This is a genomic window from Cellulomonas gilvus ATCC 13127, from assembly GCF_000218545.1.
Lineage (GTDB): Bacteria > Actinomycetota > Actinomycetes > Actinomycetales > Cellulomonadaceae > Cellulomonas > Cellulomonas gilvus.
The window spans coordinates 2,148,925-2,166,655 of record NC_015671.1; the positions used below are offsets into that span (position 1 = coordinate 2,148,925).

The window sequence follows — 17,731 nt, forward strand, 5'->3', positions numbered from 1 at the left end:
CCGGACGGCGGCTATGGCGGTGGGCATGGCGGGGGCGGTGGGCATGGCGGCTGCGGCGGGTTCGGCGTGCGGGTCAAGGCCGTGGGCGTCTACGTGATCGATGAACGCGGCGTGCACTGGCGGCCCGCGATCGACCTCAACCGCATCGTGCTCGGCGGCCAGATCGTGGGTGCCACGGCCGTGACGGCCGTCGCGGCGGCGTTCGCCGTGAAGGCGGTCGCCACCGCGATCGCGGGCGCCGCGCGGCGCTGAACCGCGTCAACCTGCGCGGCGCAGCCGGAGCTCGAGCGAGTCGACGCGCGCGGCCACGACCTCGTCGGCCGCGAGCGCGGCGTTGACCCGCTCGACCGTCCGGTCCAGCAGCGTCCGGTCGAGCCCGTCGACGAGCGTCACCACCACGGCCACCTCGGCGCGGCTCCCGGGCAGCGCGTCGGCCTCGATCACCGCGCCCACGGGTGCCAGCGCACGGCGCACCGCCGCGACGACGTCCGGGTCGACCCCGTCGGGCCCGACCGCCGGGCGCCACGGCTCCTGCTGCGCGAGCGCCCACACCGCAGGCCGCGGCAGCAGCGCGGTGACCGGACCGCCGGGGTCGACGACCACGACCTCCCAGCCTTCCTGGACGGCGGACAGCGCAGCGCACGGGACGTCGGACGGCACCGGACGCGCGTCCAGCCGCCACGCCGTCATCGCGGCCATCGACGTGAACACCGGGAGCGCCGTGCGCCCGTCGGGCGCGCGCAGCGCCACGATGCCCGCCGAGGCCTCCTTGTCCACCGTGTGCGTGTGCCCGTCGTGCTCGACCTGGCCCGCGAGCTCGAGCTCGGCGAGCACCGGGACCAGCACGCGCGTGCCGGCGAGGGCGGCGACCACGTCGCCGAGCGTCGCGGCGCCCGCGGCGTACTCCCGCAGCACGGCCGCGAGGCCCGGATCGGCCGAGCCGTCGTCGTCCGCGAACGGCGAGGACGGCGGCAGCTCGCGACCGGCCACGATCAGAGGGTCGCGTCGCCGGGTCGCCCCGCGACGTCGAGGGCCTCGGGCAGCGTGAACGCCCCGGCGTACAGGGCCTTGCCGACGATCGCCCCCTCCACCCCTGTCTCGACGAGCGTGCGCAGCACCCGCAGGTCGTCCAGGCTCGAGATGCCGCCCGACGCCACCACAGGTGCGTCCGTGCGCGAGCACACGTCGCGCAGGAGCTCGACGTTGGGGCCGCGCAGCGTGCCGTCCTTCGTCACGTCCGTGACCACGTAGCGCGCGCAGCCGGCCTCGTCCAGGCGCGCGAGCACCTCCCACAGGTCGCCGCCCTCCTGGGTCCAGCCGCGCGCCGCGAGCGTCGTGCCCCGCACGTCGAGCCCGACCGCGATCTGGTCGCCGTGGCTCGCGATGACGCGCGCGGTCCACTCGGGGTCCTCGAGCGCGGCGGTCCCCAGGTTGACGCGCGTCGCACCCGTCGCCAGGGTGCGGCGCAGCGACTCGTCGTCGCGGATGCCGCCCGACAGCTCGACCTTCACGCCCTTGCCCGCGAGCTCCGCCGTGACCTCGGCGAGGAGGCCGGCGTTCGAGCCGCGCCCGAACGCCGCGTCGAGGTCCACCAGGTGGATCCACTCGGCACCGCCGGCGTGCCAGTCGAGCGCGGCGGACAGCGGGTCGCCGTAGGACGTCTCCGAGCCGGCCTCGCCCTGGACCAGGCGCACGGCCTGCCCGTCGGCGACGTCGACCGCGGGCAGCAGCTCGAGGCGGGGTGCGGACATGCGGATGGTCCTCCGGGGATCGGGTGCGTGAAGAGTGACGCTCAGGCGAGCGTGCCGAGCCAGTTGCGCAGCAGCTGCGCGCCGGCGTCGCCGGACTTCTCGGGGTGGAACTGCGCGGCGCTCAGCGGGCCGTTCTCGACCGCGGCGACGAACCGGTCGCCGTGCTCGGCCCACGTCACCACGGGCGGCGTGAGGCGCTCCGCGGGTGCGTCGTGCAGCGGGAACGAGCGCGCGGCGTAGGAGTGGACGAAGTAGAACCGCTCGTCGTGCAGGCCCTGGAACAGCACCGAGGCGGGGTCGGCCTCGATCGTCGCCCAGCCCATGTGCGGCACGACGTCGGCCTCGAGCCGGTCCACGACGCCGGGCCACTGGCCGAGCCCCTCGGCGCGTCGCCCGTGCTCGACGCCCTCGGCGAACATCACCTGCATCCCGACGCAGATGCCCAGCACGGGCCGCCCGCCCGCGAGCCGCCGGTCCACGACCTGGTCGCCCCCGACCGCACGCAAACCGGTCATCACCGCGGCGAACGCCCCGACACCGGGCACGACGAGGCCGTCGGCGGCCATCGCGGCTGACTTGTCTGCCGTGAGCTCGACCTGGGCGCCGACGCGCTCGAGCGCACGCACGGCCGAGCGCACGTTGCCGAAGCCGTAGTCGAGCACGACCACGCGGGGGGAGGACACCCGGCCAGGCTACCCAAGAAGGACCGACCGACCGGGTGTCCGGTCACCACGCGAGACCCCCGCACGCGCCGCGGCGGCGACGCGTCACGCCCCCTCGTCCTCGATCGCCACCCGGAGCCGACCCCGCGCGCGGGCGAGCCGTTGGCGCGCGGCCGCAGGGCTGATCTGCAGGACGTGGGCGACCTGCTCGCCCGTCAGGCCGTCCCACGCGTCGAGCCGCAGGATCTCCTGATCGGCCGGTGACAACCGGGCGAGCGCCGCCCGGACGCGCGCGCCCACCTCGCCTCCGGGGTGCTGCGCGCTACGCACGAGGATCTCGTCCCGGAGCCGGCGCACGAGGGCGTCGCGCCGGATCGAGGCACGCAGCCCGTTCGCCAGAGTGAGCCGGGCGACCCCGATCATCCACGCGAGCGCCTCGTCGTCGTCGTCCGGCAGGTCGGCACGCCGCCGCCACACCGTCGCGAGAGTCTGGGAGAACAGGTCCGCGGCCTCCTCCCGGTGCCGCACCCGCCGCGCGAGGTAGCCGAGCACGCGTGGCCCGAACCTGCGGACCAGCACAGTGACGCGCTCGGCGTCACGCGTCTGCACGGTCACGATCCCACGCTCGGCGCATCCGGTCCGGGCAGCTCGGACGTCGCGGGGTCGCCGTCGACGCCGATCCGGTCGAGGAAGTCGTCGGGCGCCCCGATCTCCAGGTCGCGCAGCATGGCCTCGGAGTCGCCGGCACGGACGTCCTGGACGAGCCCCTGCACCCGCTGCCACGACTCCGGCGCCCAGACCGGCTCGGTGGCGGCCAGCGCGCCGGCCCACTCGTCCAGCGCCCGGTCGGCCGCGGCCTGGTCCCCTGCCGCACGCGCCTCGAACCACGCGGTCTGCCAGGCCGCTGCAGCGATCCCCACCATGCCCGCCCGCACGCCGTCGGCCGAGGCCACACCCGCATCGGCACCGAGCCCGGACGTGGCGCGCGCCACCACGTCGTCCCACGTCAACCACGGGGGCAACGGCCGGTCGCGCGGCGCGAGCGAAGCCACCACCGCGGCGGCACCCGGGTGCTCGAGGTCGACGAGCTCGGACGTGTCCGTGCCCCACGCGTCCTCGACCGGGGCACCGTCGGCGGTGGTGAGGGGGCGGCCCGAGTCGTCCAGGGCCCGACCGTCGGACGTGCCGCCTGCGCGGTCCCCCGTCCAGGCGCCGGACGCGACGCCTGCGGCCGTCAACGCGAGCGCGGCCGCTGCACCCACACCCGCGACCACCCATGGGCGACGACGACCGCGCAGGGCGGTCACCCCGTGGTCGGCGGACGTGACGTGCCGCGCGACGAGCGGGGCGAGCACGTCGCCCAGGTCGGGCTCGGACCACGGGTCGGCCGCGGCCAGCCGCGCTCGCAGGTCGTCGTCTGTCAGGCTGTTCATCGGTGCTCCTGTCGTCGGGGTGGTCGACAAGGAGATGTCCGGCCCCAGCCCGGATGTGACAGGCGGGTCAGCGCCGCCGACCGCGGGCCAGCGCGCGCATGGCGCGCCACCGCGTCATGCCGACGCTGGTCACGACGCCCGGGACACCCGCGACGTCGGTCGAGCCCAGGAGGAGGGCCTCGAGCACCGCGGGCGCGTCCGAGAGCACGAGCCCCGCGGGCAGGTCCTCGTCGTGCGTGCCGCCCGTCCAGCGCGCGGCGGCGATCTGCCCCTCGCGGCGCGTCAGCACGACCACCGGGAGCTGGCGCAGGAGCTTCGAGATCGCCGCGGCGCCGTCCGCGACGGCCGCCGGGTCGCGCAGGACCGCGACCGCACCGACCTCGGTGGGCACCGCGTCGATCTCCACACCCGCGAGCGCGCACGCGGCCGCGAGCGGCTCGGGGGCGGCCACCTGCGTCACGACGATCGCGACGCTCGGCGTCTCGGCTGGCGCGTCGAGCAGCCCGGACAGGTCGTCGGGCACGACGACGCCGAGCTCGTCGTCCGGCTCGTCGGCGGGGCTCGTCACAGCGCACCCTTGGTGGACGGGACGCCCTCGACCCGGGGGTCGCGCGCGACCGCGAAGCGCAGCGCGCGGGCCAGCGCCTTGAACTGCGCCTCGACGATGTGGTGCGGGTCGCGGCCCTCGAGCACGCGCACGTGGATCGAGAACGCGGCGTGGTGCGCGATCGACTCGAGCACGTGCCGCGTCAGCGAACCCGTGAAGTGCCCGCCGATCAGGTGGTACTCCTGCCCGGGCGGCTCGCCGGTGTGCACCAGGTACGGCCGGCCGGACACGTCCACGACCGCCTGCGCGAGCGCCTCGTCGAGCGGGACCAGCGCGTCCCCGAACCGCGAGATCCCGCGCTTGTCCCCCAGCGCCTCGCGCAGCGCCTCGCCCAGGCAGATCGCGACGTCCTCGACCGTGTGGTGCGCGTCGATGTGCGTGTCCCCCGTGGCGCGCACCGTGAGGTCGATCAGCGAGTGCTTGCCCAGCGCGGTGAGCATGTGGTCGTAGAACGGGACGGTCGTCGAGATGTCGGTGCGACCCGTGCCGTCCAGGTCGATCTCCACCACCACGCTCGACTCGCTCGTCGTGCGCTCGATGCGCGCCGTGCGTCCCGCGGTCGTCGACGCTGCGTTCACAGTCCCGCCACCTCCACCAGGGCGTCCTGGAACGCCCGCGTCTCCTGCGGAGTGCCGACCGACACCCGCAACCATCCCGGCGGGCCCACCTCACGGATGAGCACCCCCCGGTCGAGCAGACCCTGCCACACCGCGTGGCGGTCCTCGAACAGGCCGAACAGCACGAAGTTCGCATCCGAGTCCGCGACCTGCAGACCCCGCTCCCGCAGCCACCGCACGAGCGCGTCACGCTCGTCCCGCAGCGACCCGACCTGCGCCATGAGCTCGGCGCTGTGCGCGAGCGCGGCCCGCGCGACGGCCTGCGTCACGGCCGACAGGTGGTACGGCAGGCGCACGACGCGCAGCGTGTCGACGAGCGCACGCGACGCGGCGAGGTAGCCGACGCGCGCACCCGCCAGGCCGAACGCCTTGGACATGGTCCGGCTCACCGCCAGGTGCGGGTGGTCGGCCAGCAGCTCGAGCGCGCTGGGCGTCCCGCGACGCCGGAACTCGCCGTACGCCTCGTCGACCACCACGACGCACCCGCCCGGCACGGCCGCCGCGGCGTCGAGCACGGCGCGCACGGTCGCCGCCGGGAGCGCGGTGCCGGTGGGGTTGTTGGGGCTCGCCAGCAGCACGACCGACGGCCGGTGCTCGGCGATCGCGGCACACGCGACGTCCACGTCCAGGCTGAAGTCGTCCTCGCGCCGACCGGCCACCCACGCCGTGCTCGTGTCCCGCGCGTACTCGGGGTACATCGAGTACGTGGGCGCGAACGACAGCGCGGTGCGGCCCGGTCCGCCGAACGCCTGGAGCAGGTGCAGCATGACCTCGTTCGAGCCGTTCGCCGCCCACAGCTGCTCGACGCCGAGCGCGACGCCCGACTCGGCGAGCAGGTAGGCCGCGAGGTCCGCGCGCAGCGCCTCGAAGTCGCGGTCGGGGTAGCGGTTGAGGCCCCGGGTCGCCTGCGCCACCGCGGCCGCGACGTCCGCGACCACGGCCTCCGACGGCGCGTACGGGTTCTCGTTGACGTTGAGCAGCACCGGCACGTCGAGCTGCGGCGCGCCGTAGGGCTCGAGGCCCGCGAGCTCGGGCCGCAGGGGCAGCGTCGGGCCGGCTGTCGCGGGGCTGGCGGGGACGGTCACGTGGGTGAGTGTAGGGAGCGCACCAGGCGCGGCGGCGTCCCGGTCCGTGGGCGCCATTCAGAACCGCGCGCGGACCGCGTCGCCGTGCGCGGGCAGTCCCTCGGCGTCCGCGAGCGCGACGATCCGGTCCGCGACCGTCGCCAGCGCGTCCGCGTCGTACTCGATCACCTGGACCGCGCGTACGAACGAGTGCACCCCGAGACCGCTCGTGAAGTGCGCGCAGCCGCCCGTCGGCAGCACGTGGTTCGAACCCGCCATGTAGTCACCGAGCGACACGGGCGAGTACGGCCCGACGAAGATCGCACCCGCGCTCGTCACGCGCTCCGCGAGCTCGGCCGCGCCCCGCGCCTGGATCTCCAGGTGCTCCGCGCCGTACGCGTCGACCACCGCGAGCCCGGCGTCGAGGTCGTCGACCAGCACGATCGCCGACTGCGTGCCGCCCAGCGCGGTCGCGACACGTGCACGGTGCAGCGTCGTCGCGGCCAGGTCGACGAGCTTGGCCTCGACCGCGCCGGCGAGCTCGACGCTCGGGGTGACCAGCACCGAGGCCGCGAGCGGGTCGTGCTCGGCCTGTGAGATGAGGTCGGCCGCGACGTGCACCGGGTCGGCGGTCTCGTCGGCCAGGACGGCGATCTCCGTCGGGCCCGCCTCGGAGTCGATCCCGACGACGCCGCGCACGAGCCGCTTGGCTGCCGCGACGTACACGTTTCCCGGGCCGGTGACCACGTCGACGGGCTCGCACAGCGTGGCGCCGTCCTCGTCGGTCTGCCCCGCGGCACCGTAGGCGAACATCGCGACCGCCTGCGCGCCGCCCACCGCGTACACCTCGTCCACGCCGAGCAGCGCGCACGTGGCCAGCACGGTCGCATCCGGGAGCCCGTCACGGTCCTTCTGGGGCGGGCTCGCCACCGCGAGCGAGCCGACGCCGGCCTCCTGCGCGGCGACCACGTTCATGATCACCGACGACGGGTAGACCGCGAGGCCGCCCGGGACGTACAGCCCGACACGACGCACGGGGACCCACCGCTGGCGGACCTGCGCACCCGGCGCCACGTCGACCGTGAAGTCGGTGGGCCGCTGCGCCGCGTGCACGCGCCGCACCCGCAGGATCGTCTCCTCGAGCGCCGCACGGACCGTCGGCTCGAGCTCGGCGACCGCGTCCTGGAGCGTCTGCGCGGGCACGCGCAGGAGCGCCGGGCGCACGCCGTCGAACCGCTCGGCCAGATCCCGCAGCGCGGCCGCGCCGCGCGTGCGCACGTCGTCCAGGATCGGGGCGACCGCCGCACCCGCGTGCTCCACGTCGACCTCCGCGCGGGGCAGCTCGGCGAGCAGCTCACGGCGGGACAGCGTGCGACCGCGCAGGTCGATGCGGGAGATCATGCGCCCGAGTCTAGGTCGCGCCCGACCGCGTGCCCGTGCGGTTTCCCGCCATGCGGGACACTGGGCGCATGCCCACGACGCACGCCCCCGAGGTCCCGATCCGTGACGACGTCATCCGCCTCGGCCAGTTCCTCAAGCTCGCCGGGCTCGCGGAGTCGGGCGCGGACGCCCGTGCGCTCGTCGAGGACGGCGCCGTGACGGTCAACGGCACGTCCGAGGACCGCCGGGGCCGTCAGCTGGTGCGCGGCGACGTCGTCGCGGTCTCGCTGCCGCAGGGCGTGCAGGCCGCCACCGTCGGCTGAGCGCCCTCGGCCGAGCACCGTCGGCGCGGCGCGCCCTCACCCGGCCAGGCAGCTCGGTCCCAGCAGCGCCTTGAGGTCACCGAACAGCGACGGGCTGCGGGACACGCGCAGGCCGTCGTCGAGCCGCATGACCGTGGCGCGGCCCGGCTGCGTCAGGCGCAGGTGGACCTCCGTGATCCCCGGATGCGTCGAGAGCACCTCCTTGAGTCGCTCGACCACGGGTGCGGTGCACCGCGCGACCGGCAGCGTGACGACCACGGGTGAGTCGGCGGTCACGCTCACATCCGGGAGCGTGACCTCCATCGCCTGCAGCTGCATCGTCTCGTCGCGCCGCCGCACGCGACCCTTGACGACGACCACGGCGTCCTCGGCCAGCACGGTCGAGTAGGCGACGTACGTCTCGCCGAAGAACAGGACCTCGACGCCGCCCTCCATGTCCTCGAGCGTGACCGACGCCCAGGCGTTGCCCTGCTTCGACATCTTGCGCTGCAGCCCCGTGACCAGGCCCGCGACCACGACGGTCGACCCGTCGGGGCGCTGCTCGTCGGCGTTGAGCGTGGCGATCGAGACGTCGGCGGCGGCCGCGAGCACGTGCTCGAGGCCGGACAGCGGGTGGTCGGAGACGTACAGGCCGAGCATCTCGCGCTCGAACGCGAGCCGCTGCTTCTTGTCCCAGTCCGGCAGGTCGGGGATGGTGACCGCGAACCCCGGGTCGTCGTCACCGCCGAAGACGTCGGCGAACAGGTCGAACTGCCCCTCGGCCTCCTTGCGCTTGACGCCGATCACCGCGTCGACGGCCTGCTCGTGCACCAGCAGCAGGGCCTTGCGGGCATGACCGAGCGAGTCGAACGCACCGGCCTTGATGAGCGACTCGATGGTGCGCTTGTTGCACACCACCGCGGGCACCTTGTCCAGGAAGTCGGTGAACGACGTGAAGTCGCCCTTCTCCTCACGCGTGCGCACGATCGCGTCCACCACGTTGGCGCCCACGTTACGGATCGCCGTGAGCCCGAACCGGATGTCCACGCCGACCGCGGTGAAGTTGGCCGACGACGAGTTCACGTCGGGCGGCAGCACCGTGATGCCCATGCGGCGGCACTCACCCAGGTACAGCGCCGACTTGTCCTTGTCGTCGCGCACGCTCGTGAGCAGCGCGGCCATGTACTCGCCCGGGTAGTGGGCCTTGAGGTACGCGGTCCAGTAGGAGACGAGCCCGTACGCCGCGGTGTGCGCCTTGTTGAACGCGTAGTCGGCGAACGACTCGAGCACGTTCCACAGCGCGAGCTGCGCCTCCTTCGAGAAGCCGCGCTCGGTCATGCCGCCGAAGAAGTCGGCCTGCTGCTTGTCGAGCTCCGACTTCTTCTTCTTGCCCATCGCGCGGCGCAGCACGTCGGCCTGGCCGAGCGTGAACCCGGCGACCTTCTGCGCGGTGGCCATGACCTGCTCCTGGTACACGATCAGGCCGTACGTGGTGCCCAGGATCTCCGCGAGCGGCTCGGCCAGCTCGGGGTGGATGGGCGTGATCTCCTGCTGCCCGTTCTTGCGCAGCGCGTAGTTGGTGTGCGAGTTCACGCCCATGGGGCCCGGGCGGTACAGCGCCAGGACCGCGGAGATGTCCTCGAAGTTGTCCGGCTTCATCAGGCGCAGGAGCGAGCGCATGGGTCCGCCGTCGAGCTGGAACACCCCGAGCGTGTCGCCGCGTGCGAGCAGCTGGTAGCTCGCGGGGTCGGTCAGCTCGAGGTCCTCCAGGACCAGCGGGTCCTTGCCGTTCATCACGATGTTCTCGAGCGCGTCGTCGAGGATCGTCAGGTTCCGGAGCCCGAGGAAGTCCATCTTGATCAGGCCGAGGCCCTCACACGTGGGGTAGTCGAACTGCGTGATGACCGCGCCGTCCTGCGGCCGGCGCATGATCGGGATGATCTCGATCAGCGGGTGGCTCGACATGATGACGCCCGCGGCGTGCACGCCCCACTGCCGCTTCAGCCCCTCGATGCCCTTGGCGAGCTCGACCACGCGCTGCGCGTCCGGGTCGGCCGCATGGACCTGGCGGAACTCCTCCGCCTCGGGGTAGCGCGGGTCCTTCGGGTCGAAGATCCCGGTCAGGCCGATGTCCTTGCCCATGATCGCGGGCGGCATCGCCTTGGTGAGCTTCTCCCCCATCGCGAACGGGAAGCCCAGCAGCCGAGACGAGTCCTTGAGCGCCTGCTTGGCCTTGATGGTGCCGTACGTGACGATCTGCGCGACGCGGTCCTCGCCGTACTTGTCGGTCACGTACCGGATGACCTCACCGCGCCTGCGCTCGTCGAAGTCGACGTCGAAGTCGGGCATCGAGACGCGGTCCGGGTTGAGGAAGCGCTCGAAGATCAGGCCGTGCTGCAGCGGGTCGAGGTCCGTGATCCGCATCGCGTACGCCGCCATCGAGCCCGCACCCGAGCCACGGCCCGGCCCCACGCGGATCCCGTTGTCCTTGGCCCAGTTGATGAAGTCGGCGACCACCAGGAAGTACCCGGGGAAGCCCATCTGCGTGATGACGCCGGTCTCGTACTCCGCCTGCCGGCGCACGTCGTCCGGGATGCCGCCCGGGTAGCGGTGCCGCAGCCCGGTCTCGACCTCCTTGATGAACCAGCTGGTCTCGTCCTCCCCCTCCGGCACGGGGAAGTTGGGCATGTAGTTGGCCTTGGTGTTGAACGAGACCTCGCACTGCTCCGCGATCCGCAGCGTGTTGTCGCACGCCTCGGGCAGCTCCGCCCAGGTCCGGCGCATCTCGGCCGCGGACTTCACGTAGTAGCCGCTGCCCTCGAACGCGAAGCGGTTGCCACCCTGCTCGTACGTCGGCTCCGTCAGCGCCGAGCCGGAGTTGATCGCCAGCAGCGCCTCCTGCGACCCGGCGTCCTCCGCGGTGACGTAGTGCAGGTCGTTCGTCGCGACGAGCGGGGCGCCGATCGTCTCGGCGAGCCGCAGCAGGTCCTTGAAGACGCGGGTCTCGATGTCGAGCCCGTGGTCCATCAGCTCGACGTAGAAGTAGTCCTTGCCGTAGATGTCCTGCAGCTCGCCCGCGGCACGCACGGCCTCGTCCCACTGGCCGAGGCGCAGACGCGTCTGCACCTCACCCGACGGGCACCCCGTCGTCGCGATCATGCCGCCCGAGTACGTCTCGAGGAGCTCGCGGTCCATGCGCGGCCACTTGCCCATCTGCCCCTCGAGCGAGGCCAGCGAGCTCGCCCGGAACAGGTTGTGCAGGCCCTCGTTGTTGCGCGCGAGCAGCGTCATGTGGGTGTACGAGCCGCGCGCGGACACGTCGTCGCGCTCCTGGCCCTGCTCGCCGAACCGCACGCGCGTCTGGTCGAACCGGCTGGTGCCCGGCGTGACGTACGCCTCGACGCCGATGATCGGCTTGATGCCCGCGGCGGTGGCCTTGGACCAGAAGTCGAAGGCCCCGAACAGGTAGCCGTGGTCGGTCGTGGCGATCGCCGTCTGGCCCAGGCGCTGCACCTCGGCGAACAGCTGCGTCAGGCGCGCCGCGCCGTCGAGCATCGAGTACTCGGTGTGCGCGTGGAGATGGACGAACGACGAGTCCTGAGCTGCCGGTGATGCCACGCGCCGAGTCTAGGTGGCCCCAGGGACACCTCCGTGTGCCCGCGGCGTCGGTCAGCGGTAGCCGGCGGAGATCACGTCGAGCGCGTGCTGCAGGTCCTGCGGGTAGGCGCTCGAGACCTCGAGCCACTGCCCCGTGCCGGGGTGCTCGAAGCCCAGCCGCATCGCGTGCAGCCACTGCCGCGACAGCCCGACGCGCTGCGCGAGCGCGGGGTCGGCACCGTAGGTGAGGTCGCCCACGCACGGGTGCCGCAGCGCCGAGAAGTGCACGCGGATCTGGTGCGTGCGCCCGGTCTCGAGGTGGACCTCGACGAGCGAGGCCGCGGGGAACGCCTCGAGCAGCTCGTAGTGCGTGACCGACGGCTTGCCGTTCGCCGTGACGGCGAACTTCCAGTCGTGGTGCGGGTGCCGCCCGATCGGGGCGTCGATCGTGCCCGTCGTGGGCTCCGGGTGCCCCTGCACGAGCGCGTGGTAGACCTTCTCGACCGTGCGCTCCTTGAACGCGCGCTTGAGCGCGGTGTAGGCGTGCTCGCTCTTGGCGACGACCATGAGCCCGCTGGTGCCGACGTCCAGCCGGTGCACGACGCCCTGCCGCTCGGCGGCGCCCGACGTCGAGATGCGGTACCCGCTGGCGGCGAGCGCGCCGACGACCGTGGGGCCGGTCCAGCCCGGTGACGGGTGCGCCGCGACCCCCACGGGCTTGTCGACGACGACCACGTCGTCGTCGTCGTGCACGATCACCATGCCGGGCACCGGCTCCGCGACGACCTCGACCGCGGCGGGGGCCGCATCCGGGATCTCCACCTCGAGCCACGCGCCCGCGACCAGCCGCTCCGACTTGCCCACGGGCCGACCGTCCAGGTGGACCCCGCCGTCCTCGGCGATCTGACCCGCACGCGTGCGCGACAGGCCCAGCAGGCGCGCGATGCCGGCGTCGACCCGGTCGCCCGCGAGCCCGTCCGGGACGGGCAGGCTCCGCGTCTCAGGCATCGGACGCACCGCCCCTCGGGGCCGCCGCCGGGGTCGCGGCGGCGTCGCCGGAGTCCTCCGTCTCGCGCGTGCCGTCGATCCGGACGCCGCGCAGCACCGTCAGCACGATCAGGCCCGCGGCGACGACGATCGCGATGTCGGCCACGTTGCCCACGAACCAGTCCGCGTACGCGATGAAGTCGATGACGTGGCCCCGGGCCACACCGGGCGACCGGAACAGGCGGTCCACCAGGTTGCCGAGCGCTCCGCCCAGCAGCAGGCCGAGCGCGACCGCCCACATCGTCGAGCCGATGCGACGCGCGGCGCGGGCGACGACCACGACCACGCCGATCGCGACGAGCGTGAGGACCCAGGTCATCCCGGTCGCGATGGACAGCGCGGCCCCGGGGTTGAACACCAGCTGCAGGCCCAACCAGTCGCCCAGCACCTCGCGGCGCGCGCCGTCCAGGGACGTCAGCGCCCACGCCTTGGTCGCCTGGTCGAGCACGAGCACCACGGCGGTCAGCCCGACGAGGATCGTCAGCAGCCGCCGACGGCGTGTCGCGGGGACGTCGCTCCCGGCGGCCGCGTCTCGGTGCTTGACGGCCGCATCCTCGGGCGACTCGGGCGAGCCCGTCGTGGCGGGCAGGGGCGACTCGTCGGGCGTGGGCACCGGTGGAGTCTACGGGCGCGTCAGCGCCGCTCCTCGCGCTGCTTGCACTCGACGCACAGCGTCGCGCGCGGGAAGGCCTGCAGCCGCGCCTTGCCGATCGCCTTGCCGCACGACTCGCACGTCGCGAACGTCCCCGCGCTGATGCGCGCGAGCGCGTGCTGCGTCTGGGCCAGCATGTCGCGCGTGTTGTTGACCAGCGTGAGCTCCTGCTCGCGCTCGAGCGCCGAGGAGCCCGAGTCCGCCTGGTCGTCACCGGCGCCGTCGCCCGAGTTGCGCAGCAGGTCGGAGAGCTCGGCATCGGCCGACGCGAGCTCCGCGGTGAGCCGGTCGATGTCGGCGACCAGCTCGTCCGCGACGTCGCGGACGTCGCGCGCCGTCCAGGCCTTCTCGCCGTCACGGACCGGGAACTGCTTGGCCAGCCGCGCGAGCTCCTTGGCGTCCTGCGTCGGCGCGACGGTCGTGGTGCTGATCGAGTCGTTGGTCACCGCGGTGCCCCCTGTCTGTGAGGTGACGAGACTGTAGACGTGTGTACGGCACCGCACAACACGACACGCCAGGGTTCACCCGGCGTGTCGCGTTGCTGACCTGGGACGACGGACCGCCGGTACCCCTGCCGGCGGTCCGTCGGTCCGCTCAGAGGTTGTGGCCGTCGCCGACCGCCTGGGGCTGCGCCCGCGGCGGCAGCGCGCTCCCGCGGTTGTCGAGGTCGCCCAGGAGGTTCTCGAGGTAGCTCTTGAGGCGCGTCCGGTAGTCGCGCTCGAAGACCCGCAGCTCGTCGATCTTGCGCTCGAGGAGCGAACGCTCCTGCTCGAGCTGGCCGAGCGTGCGCTGCGACGTCTCCTCGGCCTCGCGCACGATGCGGGTCGCCTGCGTCTTCGCCTCGGAGACGAGCCGCTCGGACTCCTCCTGGCCGCTGCGCACGTAGTCGTCGTGCAGCTTCTGCGCGAGCTGCAGCATGCCGGTCGCGGACTCGGGCTCGTTCGACTGGGCCGGCGCGACGGGCGCGGACACCTGGACCGGTGCGGGCGTCGGGGCGGGCAGCACGGGCGCGGGCGCGGGCTCCGGCGTCGGCTCGGGCTTGGGCAGCGCGACCGGTGCGGCCTGCTGCGCACCCGCGCGGCTCAGCTCGGCGATGCGGCGCTCGGCCGCCGCGAGCTTGGTCTTGAGGTCCTCGTTCTCGCCCTGCAGGTCCCGCAGGGTGTTGACCACCTCGTCCAGGAAGTCGTCGACCTCGTCCTGGTCATAGCCCTCGCGGAACTTCGTGGCCTGGAACTTCTTGTTCAGGACGTCGTCTGCGGTCAGCAGTGCCATCGTCGTCACCTCTTCGGTCGAACGGGGTAGGTCGAGCTGGTCGAGCCGTGCTGGGGCCGTGCCGGCCGCCCGGTCCCGGACACGCAGAGCGTGTCGCCTGGGGCCGCCGGCGGCCACTTCACCTCACCGTAGCGGACATTGCCCGGGCGCCGTCGCCGCCGGTGGGACACGCGTCCCGTATGTCCCACATGCCCGTTTTCGTGCCGCACAGCCGGCTGGGCGCGCGACACGGGGCGGGTCACGCCAGTGCAGGCAGGAGCGACAGGAGCAGGCTGCACAGCAGCATGAGCACCAGGAACGCGAGGTCGAGCCGGAAGCTCCCGATGGTCAGCGGCGGCAGCACCTTGCGCAGCGCGCGCAGCGGCGGGTCGGTCACGGTGTACGTGATCTCCGCGAGCACCAGCGCGACGCCGCGCGGCCGCCACTCCCGCGCGAAGAACATCACCCAGTCGATCACCAGCCGGGCGATCAGGAGCAGCATGAAGACGAAGACGACCACGGAGGCCAGGTCGACGACCAGACGCATGCGTCAGCTCTGGTTGTAGAACGCCGCGCGCGGGGCCGAGCCGGACGGCGTCTCACCCGAGACCTCGACGTGCGCGGGCGACAGCAGGAACACCTTGTTGGTGACGCGCTCGATCGCGCCGTGCAGGCCGAAGATCAGGCCCGCCGAGAAGTCGACCAGCCGCTTGGCGTCGGCGTCGTCCATGTCGGTGAGGTTCATGATCACCGGCGTGCCCTCGCGGAACGCCTCGCCGATCTTGCGCGCGTCGTTGTACGAGCGCGGGTGGATCGTCGTGATGCGCCGCAGGTCGTGCGCCGGTGCCGGCTGCTCGACCGCGCTCACCCGCGTCGGGCGGAACGGCGTCACCTGCGCCTCGTGCTGCTCCTCGAGCTCCATGGGCTCGTCCGTCCCCTCGTAGTCGTCGAGGTACTCGCCGTGCTCGCCCCGGTCATCGGCCAGGCCCAGGTACAGCATCGTCTTGCGCAGCGCTCCGGCCATGGCCCCGCTCCTCCCCCGGACAGCGTCCGGACCTGCTCGTTCGGACCGATCTCACCGGGCCGCCGTGCGGCCGACCGCGGGTCGGTCCCGTCCGCTCGTCACGCTAGCAACGGGTTCTGCGGGTTGCCCGGCGCGACACGCCGCGCCGACGCGCGCACCACGCCGGCGAACCGGCCCGTGCGGCCGGCCCGACGGAAGGAGAACAGCCGGGGGTCCGACCACGTGTCGCGCGGGGAGACCTCGACGTGCGCGACACCCGCCGCGAGCAGCACCGCGCGCGCCCCTGCGCGCAGGTCGAGCGCCGGGGTGCCCCAGGCGGTGGTCGCGGCGACCTCCGGTACCGTCGCGGCCACCTCGTCGCGCAGGTCCGCGGGGACCTCGTACGACGGACCCGCGATGGCCGGGCCGAGGGCCGCGCGCATGCGGTCCGGCCGCGCCCCCAGCTCCCGCATCGCCGCCACGGTCGCCTGCAGGACGCCGTCCGCCAGACCCCGCCGGCCCGCGTGCGCGGCGCCGACCACGCCGGCCTCCGGGTCGGCCAGCAGCACGGGCACGCAGTCGGCGACGAGCACCGCGAGAGCGACGCCGGGATGCGCTGTCACCAGCGCGTCACCCGTGCCGACGGGCTGCAGCGGGTCGACCGGCACGTCCTGCGGACCCGCGACCACCAGCACGTCCGTGCCGTGCACCTGGTCGACGAACGCCACGGGGCAGCCCGCCCACGCCGACAGCCGCGCGCGGTTCTGCGCCACGGCCGACGGATCGTCTCCGACGTGCGCGCCGAGGTCGAGCGCGTCGTACGGCGGGCGGCTCACACCGCCGCGCCGGTCGGTGAAGCCGGCACGCACACCCGGCCCCAGGTCGACCTCGTCGACCGGGACCGGGGGCGCGGGCGCGGCGGTCATCCGGCCCGACCGACCGCGGACGCGGCCCTCACTTGAGGAAGTCGGGGACGTCGAGCTCGTGCTCGCGCTCCCGACGGTGCTCCTCCTCGGAGAAGATGCGCGGCACCTCGAGCGCGGCCGTGGTGGGCGCGGGCTCGCTCTCGGCGGACAGGAACGCGGGGACCTCGTGCGCGGGAGCGGCGGGGGCCGGCACTGCCGCGAACGCCGGAACCGCCTCGGGCGCGTCCTGACGCGGCGCGGGCACGTGCGGCACCTGACGCGGTGCCTGGCCGCTCACCTGGCCGAGCGCGCGCGCGTCACGCCGGACCACCGGCGAACCACCGTCGAACCCGGCCGCGATGACGGTGACCCGCACCTCGTCGCCGAGCGCGTCGTCGATCACCGCACCGAAGATGATGTTCGCCTCGGGGTGCGCCGCCTCCTGCACCAGACGGGCGGCCTCGTTGATCTCGAAGAGGCCGAGGTCGGAACCACCCTGGATGGACAGGAGCACGCCGTGGGCCCCGTCGATGCTGGCCTCGAGCAGCGGCGAGCTGATCGCCATCTCGGCAGCCTGCACCGCGCGGTCGTCGCCGCGCGCGAAGCCGATCCCCATGAGCGCGGACCCCGCACCCTGCATGACTGACTTGACGTCGGCGAAGTCGAGGTTGATGAGGCCGGGCGTCGTGATCAGGTCGGTGATGCCCTGGACACCCGAGAGCAGCACCTGGTCCGCCGAGTGGAACGCGTCGAGCACCGAGACGCCGCGGTCGGAGATCTGCAGCAGGCGGTCGTTCGGGATGACGATGAGCGTGTCGACCTCGGCACGCAGCGCGTCGATCCCGGCGTCGGCCTGCACCGAGCGCCGGCGACCCTCGAACGTGAACGGCCGCGTGACGACGCCGATCGTGAGCGCGCCGAGCGAGCGGGCGATCCGCGCGACGACGGGCGCGCCGCCCGTGCCGGTGCCGCCGCCCTCGCCCGCGGTCACGAACACCATGTCCGCGCCGCGCAGGACGTCCTCGATCTCCTCCGCGTGGTCCTCGGCGGCCTTCTTGCCGACCTCGGGGTCCGCGCCCGCGCCGAGACCGCGCGTGAGCTCGCGGCCCACGTCGAGCTTGACGTCGGCGTCGGACATGAGCAGGGCCTGCGCGTCGGTGTTGACGGCGATGAACTCGACACCCTTGAGGCCGACCTCGATCATGCGGTTCACGGCGTTCACGCCGCCGCCGCCGATACCGACGACCTTGATGACCGCCAGGTAGTTCTGCGGAGCTGCCACGGTGGGTGCCTCTCGTTTCGTGCGGGTCCGTCCTGCGGCCGGCTCGCGCCGGTCCCGGGACCGTCGTCCGCGACACGCGAGCGACGGGCTGCAACCTTCACCCTCTAGTTGAGGGTTATAGTTATGTCAGGTGATGCTGTCAGGGCGTGACGCTAGGTCGCGCCCCGCCCTCGATCAA

20 protein-coding genes are annotated in these 17,731 nt (G+C 73.5%); 2 read left to right on the top strand and 18 right to left on the bottom strand.

What is annotated here, in order from left to right; translation table 11 throughout:
- The first annotated feature begins 81 nt into the window (after positions 1-81).
- Complete coding sequence (locus CELGI_RS17365) at positions 82-252, top strand: hypothetical protein (RefSeq protein WP_169315147.1); 171 nt, start codon at positions 82-84, stop codon at positions 250-252.
- Positions 253-258: 6 nt separating this feature from the next.
- On the opposite strand, the gene CELGI_RS09955 is transcribed toward CELGI_RS17365, so the two are convergent.
- From CELGI_RS09955 to hisD, 9 genes are all read right to left on the bottom strand, one after another.
- Positions 259-990, bottom strand: coding sequence for an SseB family protein (locus CELGI_RS09955; protein ID WP_013883993.1), 732 nt, complete (start codon positions 988-990; stop codon positions 259-261).
- Positions 991-992: 2 nt separating this feature from the next.
- Positions 993-1,751: a bifunctional 1-(5-phosphoribosyl)-5-((5-phosphoribosylamino)methylideneamino)imidazole-4-carboxamide isomerase/phosphoribosylanthranilate isomerase PriA gene (priA, locus tag CELGI_RS09960; protein ID WP_013883994.1), complete on the bottom strand. Its 759-nt coding sequence runs from the start codon at positions 1,749-1,751 to the stop codon at positions 993-995.
- Positions 1,752-1,792: 41 nt separating this feature from the next.
- Positions 1,793-2,434: an imidazole glycerol phosphate synthase subunit HisH gene (gene hisH / locus CELGI_RS09965; protein ID WP_013883995.1), complete on the bottom strand. Its 642-nt coding sequence runs from the start codon at positions 2,432-2,434 to the stop codon at positions 1,793-1,795.
- Between the two features lie 84 nt (positions 2,435-2,518).
- On the bottom strand, positions 2,519-3,028 hold the full coding sequence (locus CELGI_RS17100; protein WP_013883996.1) for an RNA polymerase sigma factor: 510 nt from the start codon (positions 3,026-3,028) through the stop codon (positions 2,519-2,521).
- Positions 3,025-3,846 (bottom strand): hypothetical protein, encoded by an 822-nt coding sequence (locus CELGI_RS17105; RefSeq protein ID WP_013883997.1) that lies wholly within the window; start codon positions 3,844-3,846, stop codon positions 3,025-3,027. The genes CELGI_RS17100 and CELGI_RS17105 overlap by 4 nt, the downstream gene beginning before the upstream one ends.
- Before the next feature lie 67 nt (positions 3,847-3,913).
- Entirely contained in the window at positions 3,914-4,414 is a 501-nt protein-coding gene (locus CELGI_RS09980) for a hypothetical protein (protein ID WP_013883998.1), read from the bottom strand.
- Complete coding sequence (gene hisB, locus CELGI_RS09985) at positions 4,411-5,031, bottom strand: imidazoleglycerol-phosphate dehydratase HisB (RefSeq protein WP_013883999.1); 621 nt, start codon at positions 5,029-5,031, stop codon at positions 4,411-4,413. The genes CELGI_RS09980 and hisB overlap by 4 nt, the downstream gene beginning before the upstream one ends.
- Entirely contained in the window at positions 5,028-6,155 is a 1,128-nt protein-coding gene (locus CELGI_RS09990; protein ID WP_049785552.1) for a histidinol-phosphate transaminase, read from the bottom strand. Before CELGI_RS09990 ends, hisB begins: the two co-directional genes overlap by 4 nt.
- A 57-nt stretch (positions 6,156-6,212) precedes the next feature.
- Positions 6,213-7,535, bottom strand: coding sequence for a histidinol dehydrogenase (hisD, locus tag CELGI_RS09995; protein WP_013884001.1), 1,323 nt, complete (start codon positions 7,533-7,535; stop codon positions 6,213-6,215).
- A 68-nt stretch (positions 7,536-7,603) separates the two neighbouring features.
- Here hisD and CELGI_RS10000 point away from each other — a divergent pair, with 68 nt between their 5' ends.
- Complete coding sequence (locus tag CELGI_RS10000) at positions 7,604-7,837, top strand: RNA-binding S4 domain-containing protein (RefSeq protein ID WP_013884002.1); 234 nt, start codon at positions 7,604-7,606, stop codon at positions 7,835-7,837.
- 36 nt (positions 7,838-7,873) lie between these two features.
- Here the strand turns inward: CELGI_RS10000 and dnaE are convergent, their stop codons facing one another.
- The 9 genes from dnaE to ftsZ form a co-directional block, all read right to left on the bottom strand.
- Positions 7,874-11,434 carry a DNA polymerase III subunit alpha gene (gene dnaE, locus CELGI_RS10005; protein WP_013884003.1) on the bottom strand — a complete coding sequence of 1,187 codons (3,561 nt, stop codon included), beginning with the start codon at positions 11,432-11,434 and terminating at the stop codon, positions 7,874-7,876.
- Between the two features lie 51 nt (positions 11,435-11,485).
- A complete protein-coding gene (locus CELGI_RS10010; protein WP_013884004.1) occupies positions 11,486-12,421 on the bottom strand; it encodes an RluA family pseudouridine synthase in 936 nt (311 codons plus the stop codon).
- Entirely contained in the window at positions 12,414-13,073 is a 660-nt protein-coding gene (locus tag CELGI_RS10015) for a signal peptidase II (protein ID WP_013884005.1), read from the bottom strand. Before CELGI_RS10015 ends, CELGI_RS10010 begins: the two co-directional genes overlap by 8 nt.
- Before the next feature lie 20 nt (positions 13,074-13,093).
- Positions 13,094-13,558, bottom strand: a complete 465-nt coding sequence (locus CELGI_RS10020; RefSeq protein WP_013884006.1) for a TraR/DksA family transcriptional regulator — start codon at positions 13,556-13,558, stop codon at positions 13,094-13,096.
- Between the two features lie 148 nt (positions 13,559-13,706).
- On the bottom strand, positions 13,707-14,384 hold the full coding sequence (locus tag CELGI_RS10025) for a DivIVA domain-containing protein (RefSeq protein ID WP_013884007.1): 678 nt from the start codon (positions 14,382-14,384) through the stop codon (positions 13,707-13,709).
- Between the two features lie 238 nt (positions 14,385-14,622).
- The gene (locus CELGI_RS10030; RefSeq protein ID WP_013884008.1) at positions 14,623-14,910 is read right to left on the bottom strand and encodes a YggT family protein; all 288 of its coding nucleotides are present in this window, start codon (positions 14,908-14,910) and stop codon (positions 14,623-14,625) included.
- A gap of 3 nt (positions 14,911-14,913) precedes the next feature.
- Complete coding sequence (locus CELGI_RS10035; RefSeq protein WP_013884009.1) at positions 14,914-15,387, bottom strand: cell division protein SepF; 474 nt, start codon at positions 15,385-15,387, stop codon at positions 14,914-14,916.
- A gap of 98 nt (positions 15,388-15,485) precedes the next feature.
- Positions 15,486-16,292 (bottom strand): peptidoglycan editing factor PgeF, encoded by an 807-nt coding sequence (gene pgeF / locus CELGI_RS10040; protein WP_013884010.1) that lies wholly within the window; start codon positions 16,290-16,292, stop codon positions 15,486-15,488.
- A gap of 28 nt (positions 16,293-16,320) precedes the next feature.
- Positions 16,321-17,553: a cell division protein FtsZ gene (gene ftsZ / locus CELGI_RS10045; RefSeq protein WP_013884011.1), complete on the bottom strand. Its 1,233-nt coding sequence runs from the start codon at positions 17,551-17,553 to the stop codon at positions 16,321-16,323.
- Between the last annotated feature and the right edge of the window lie 178 nt (positions 17,554-17,731).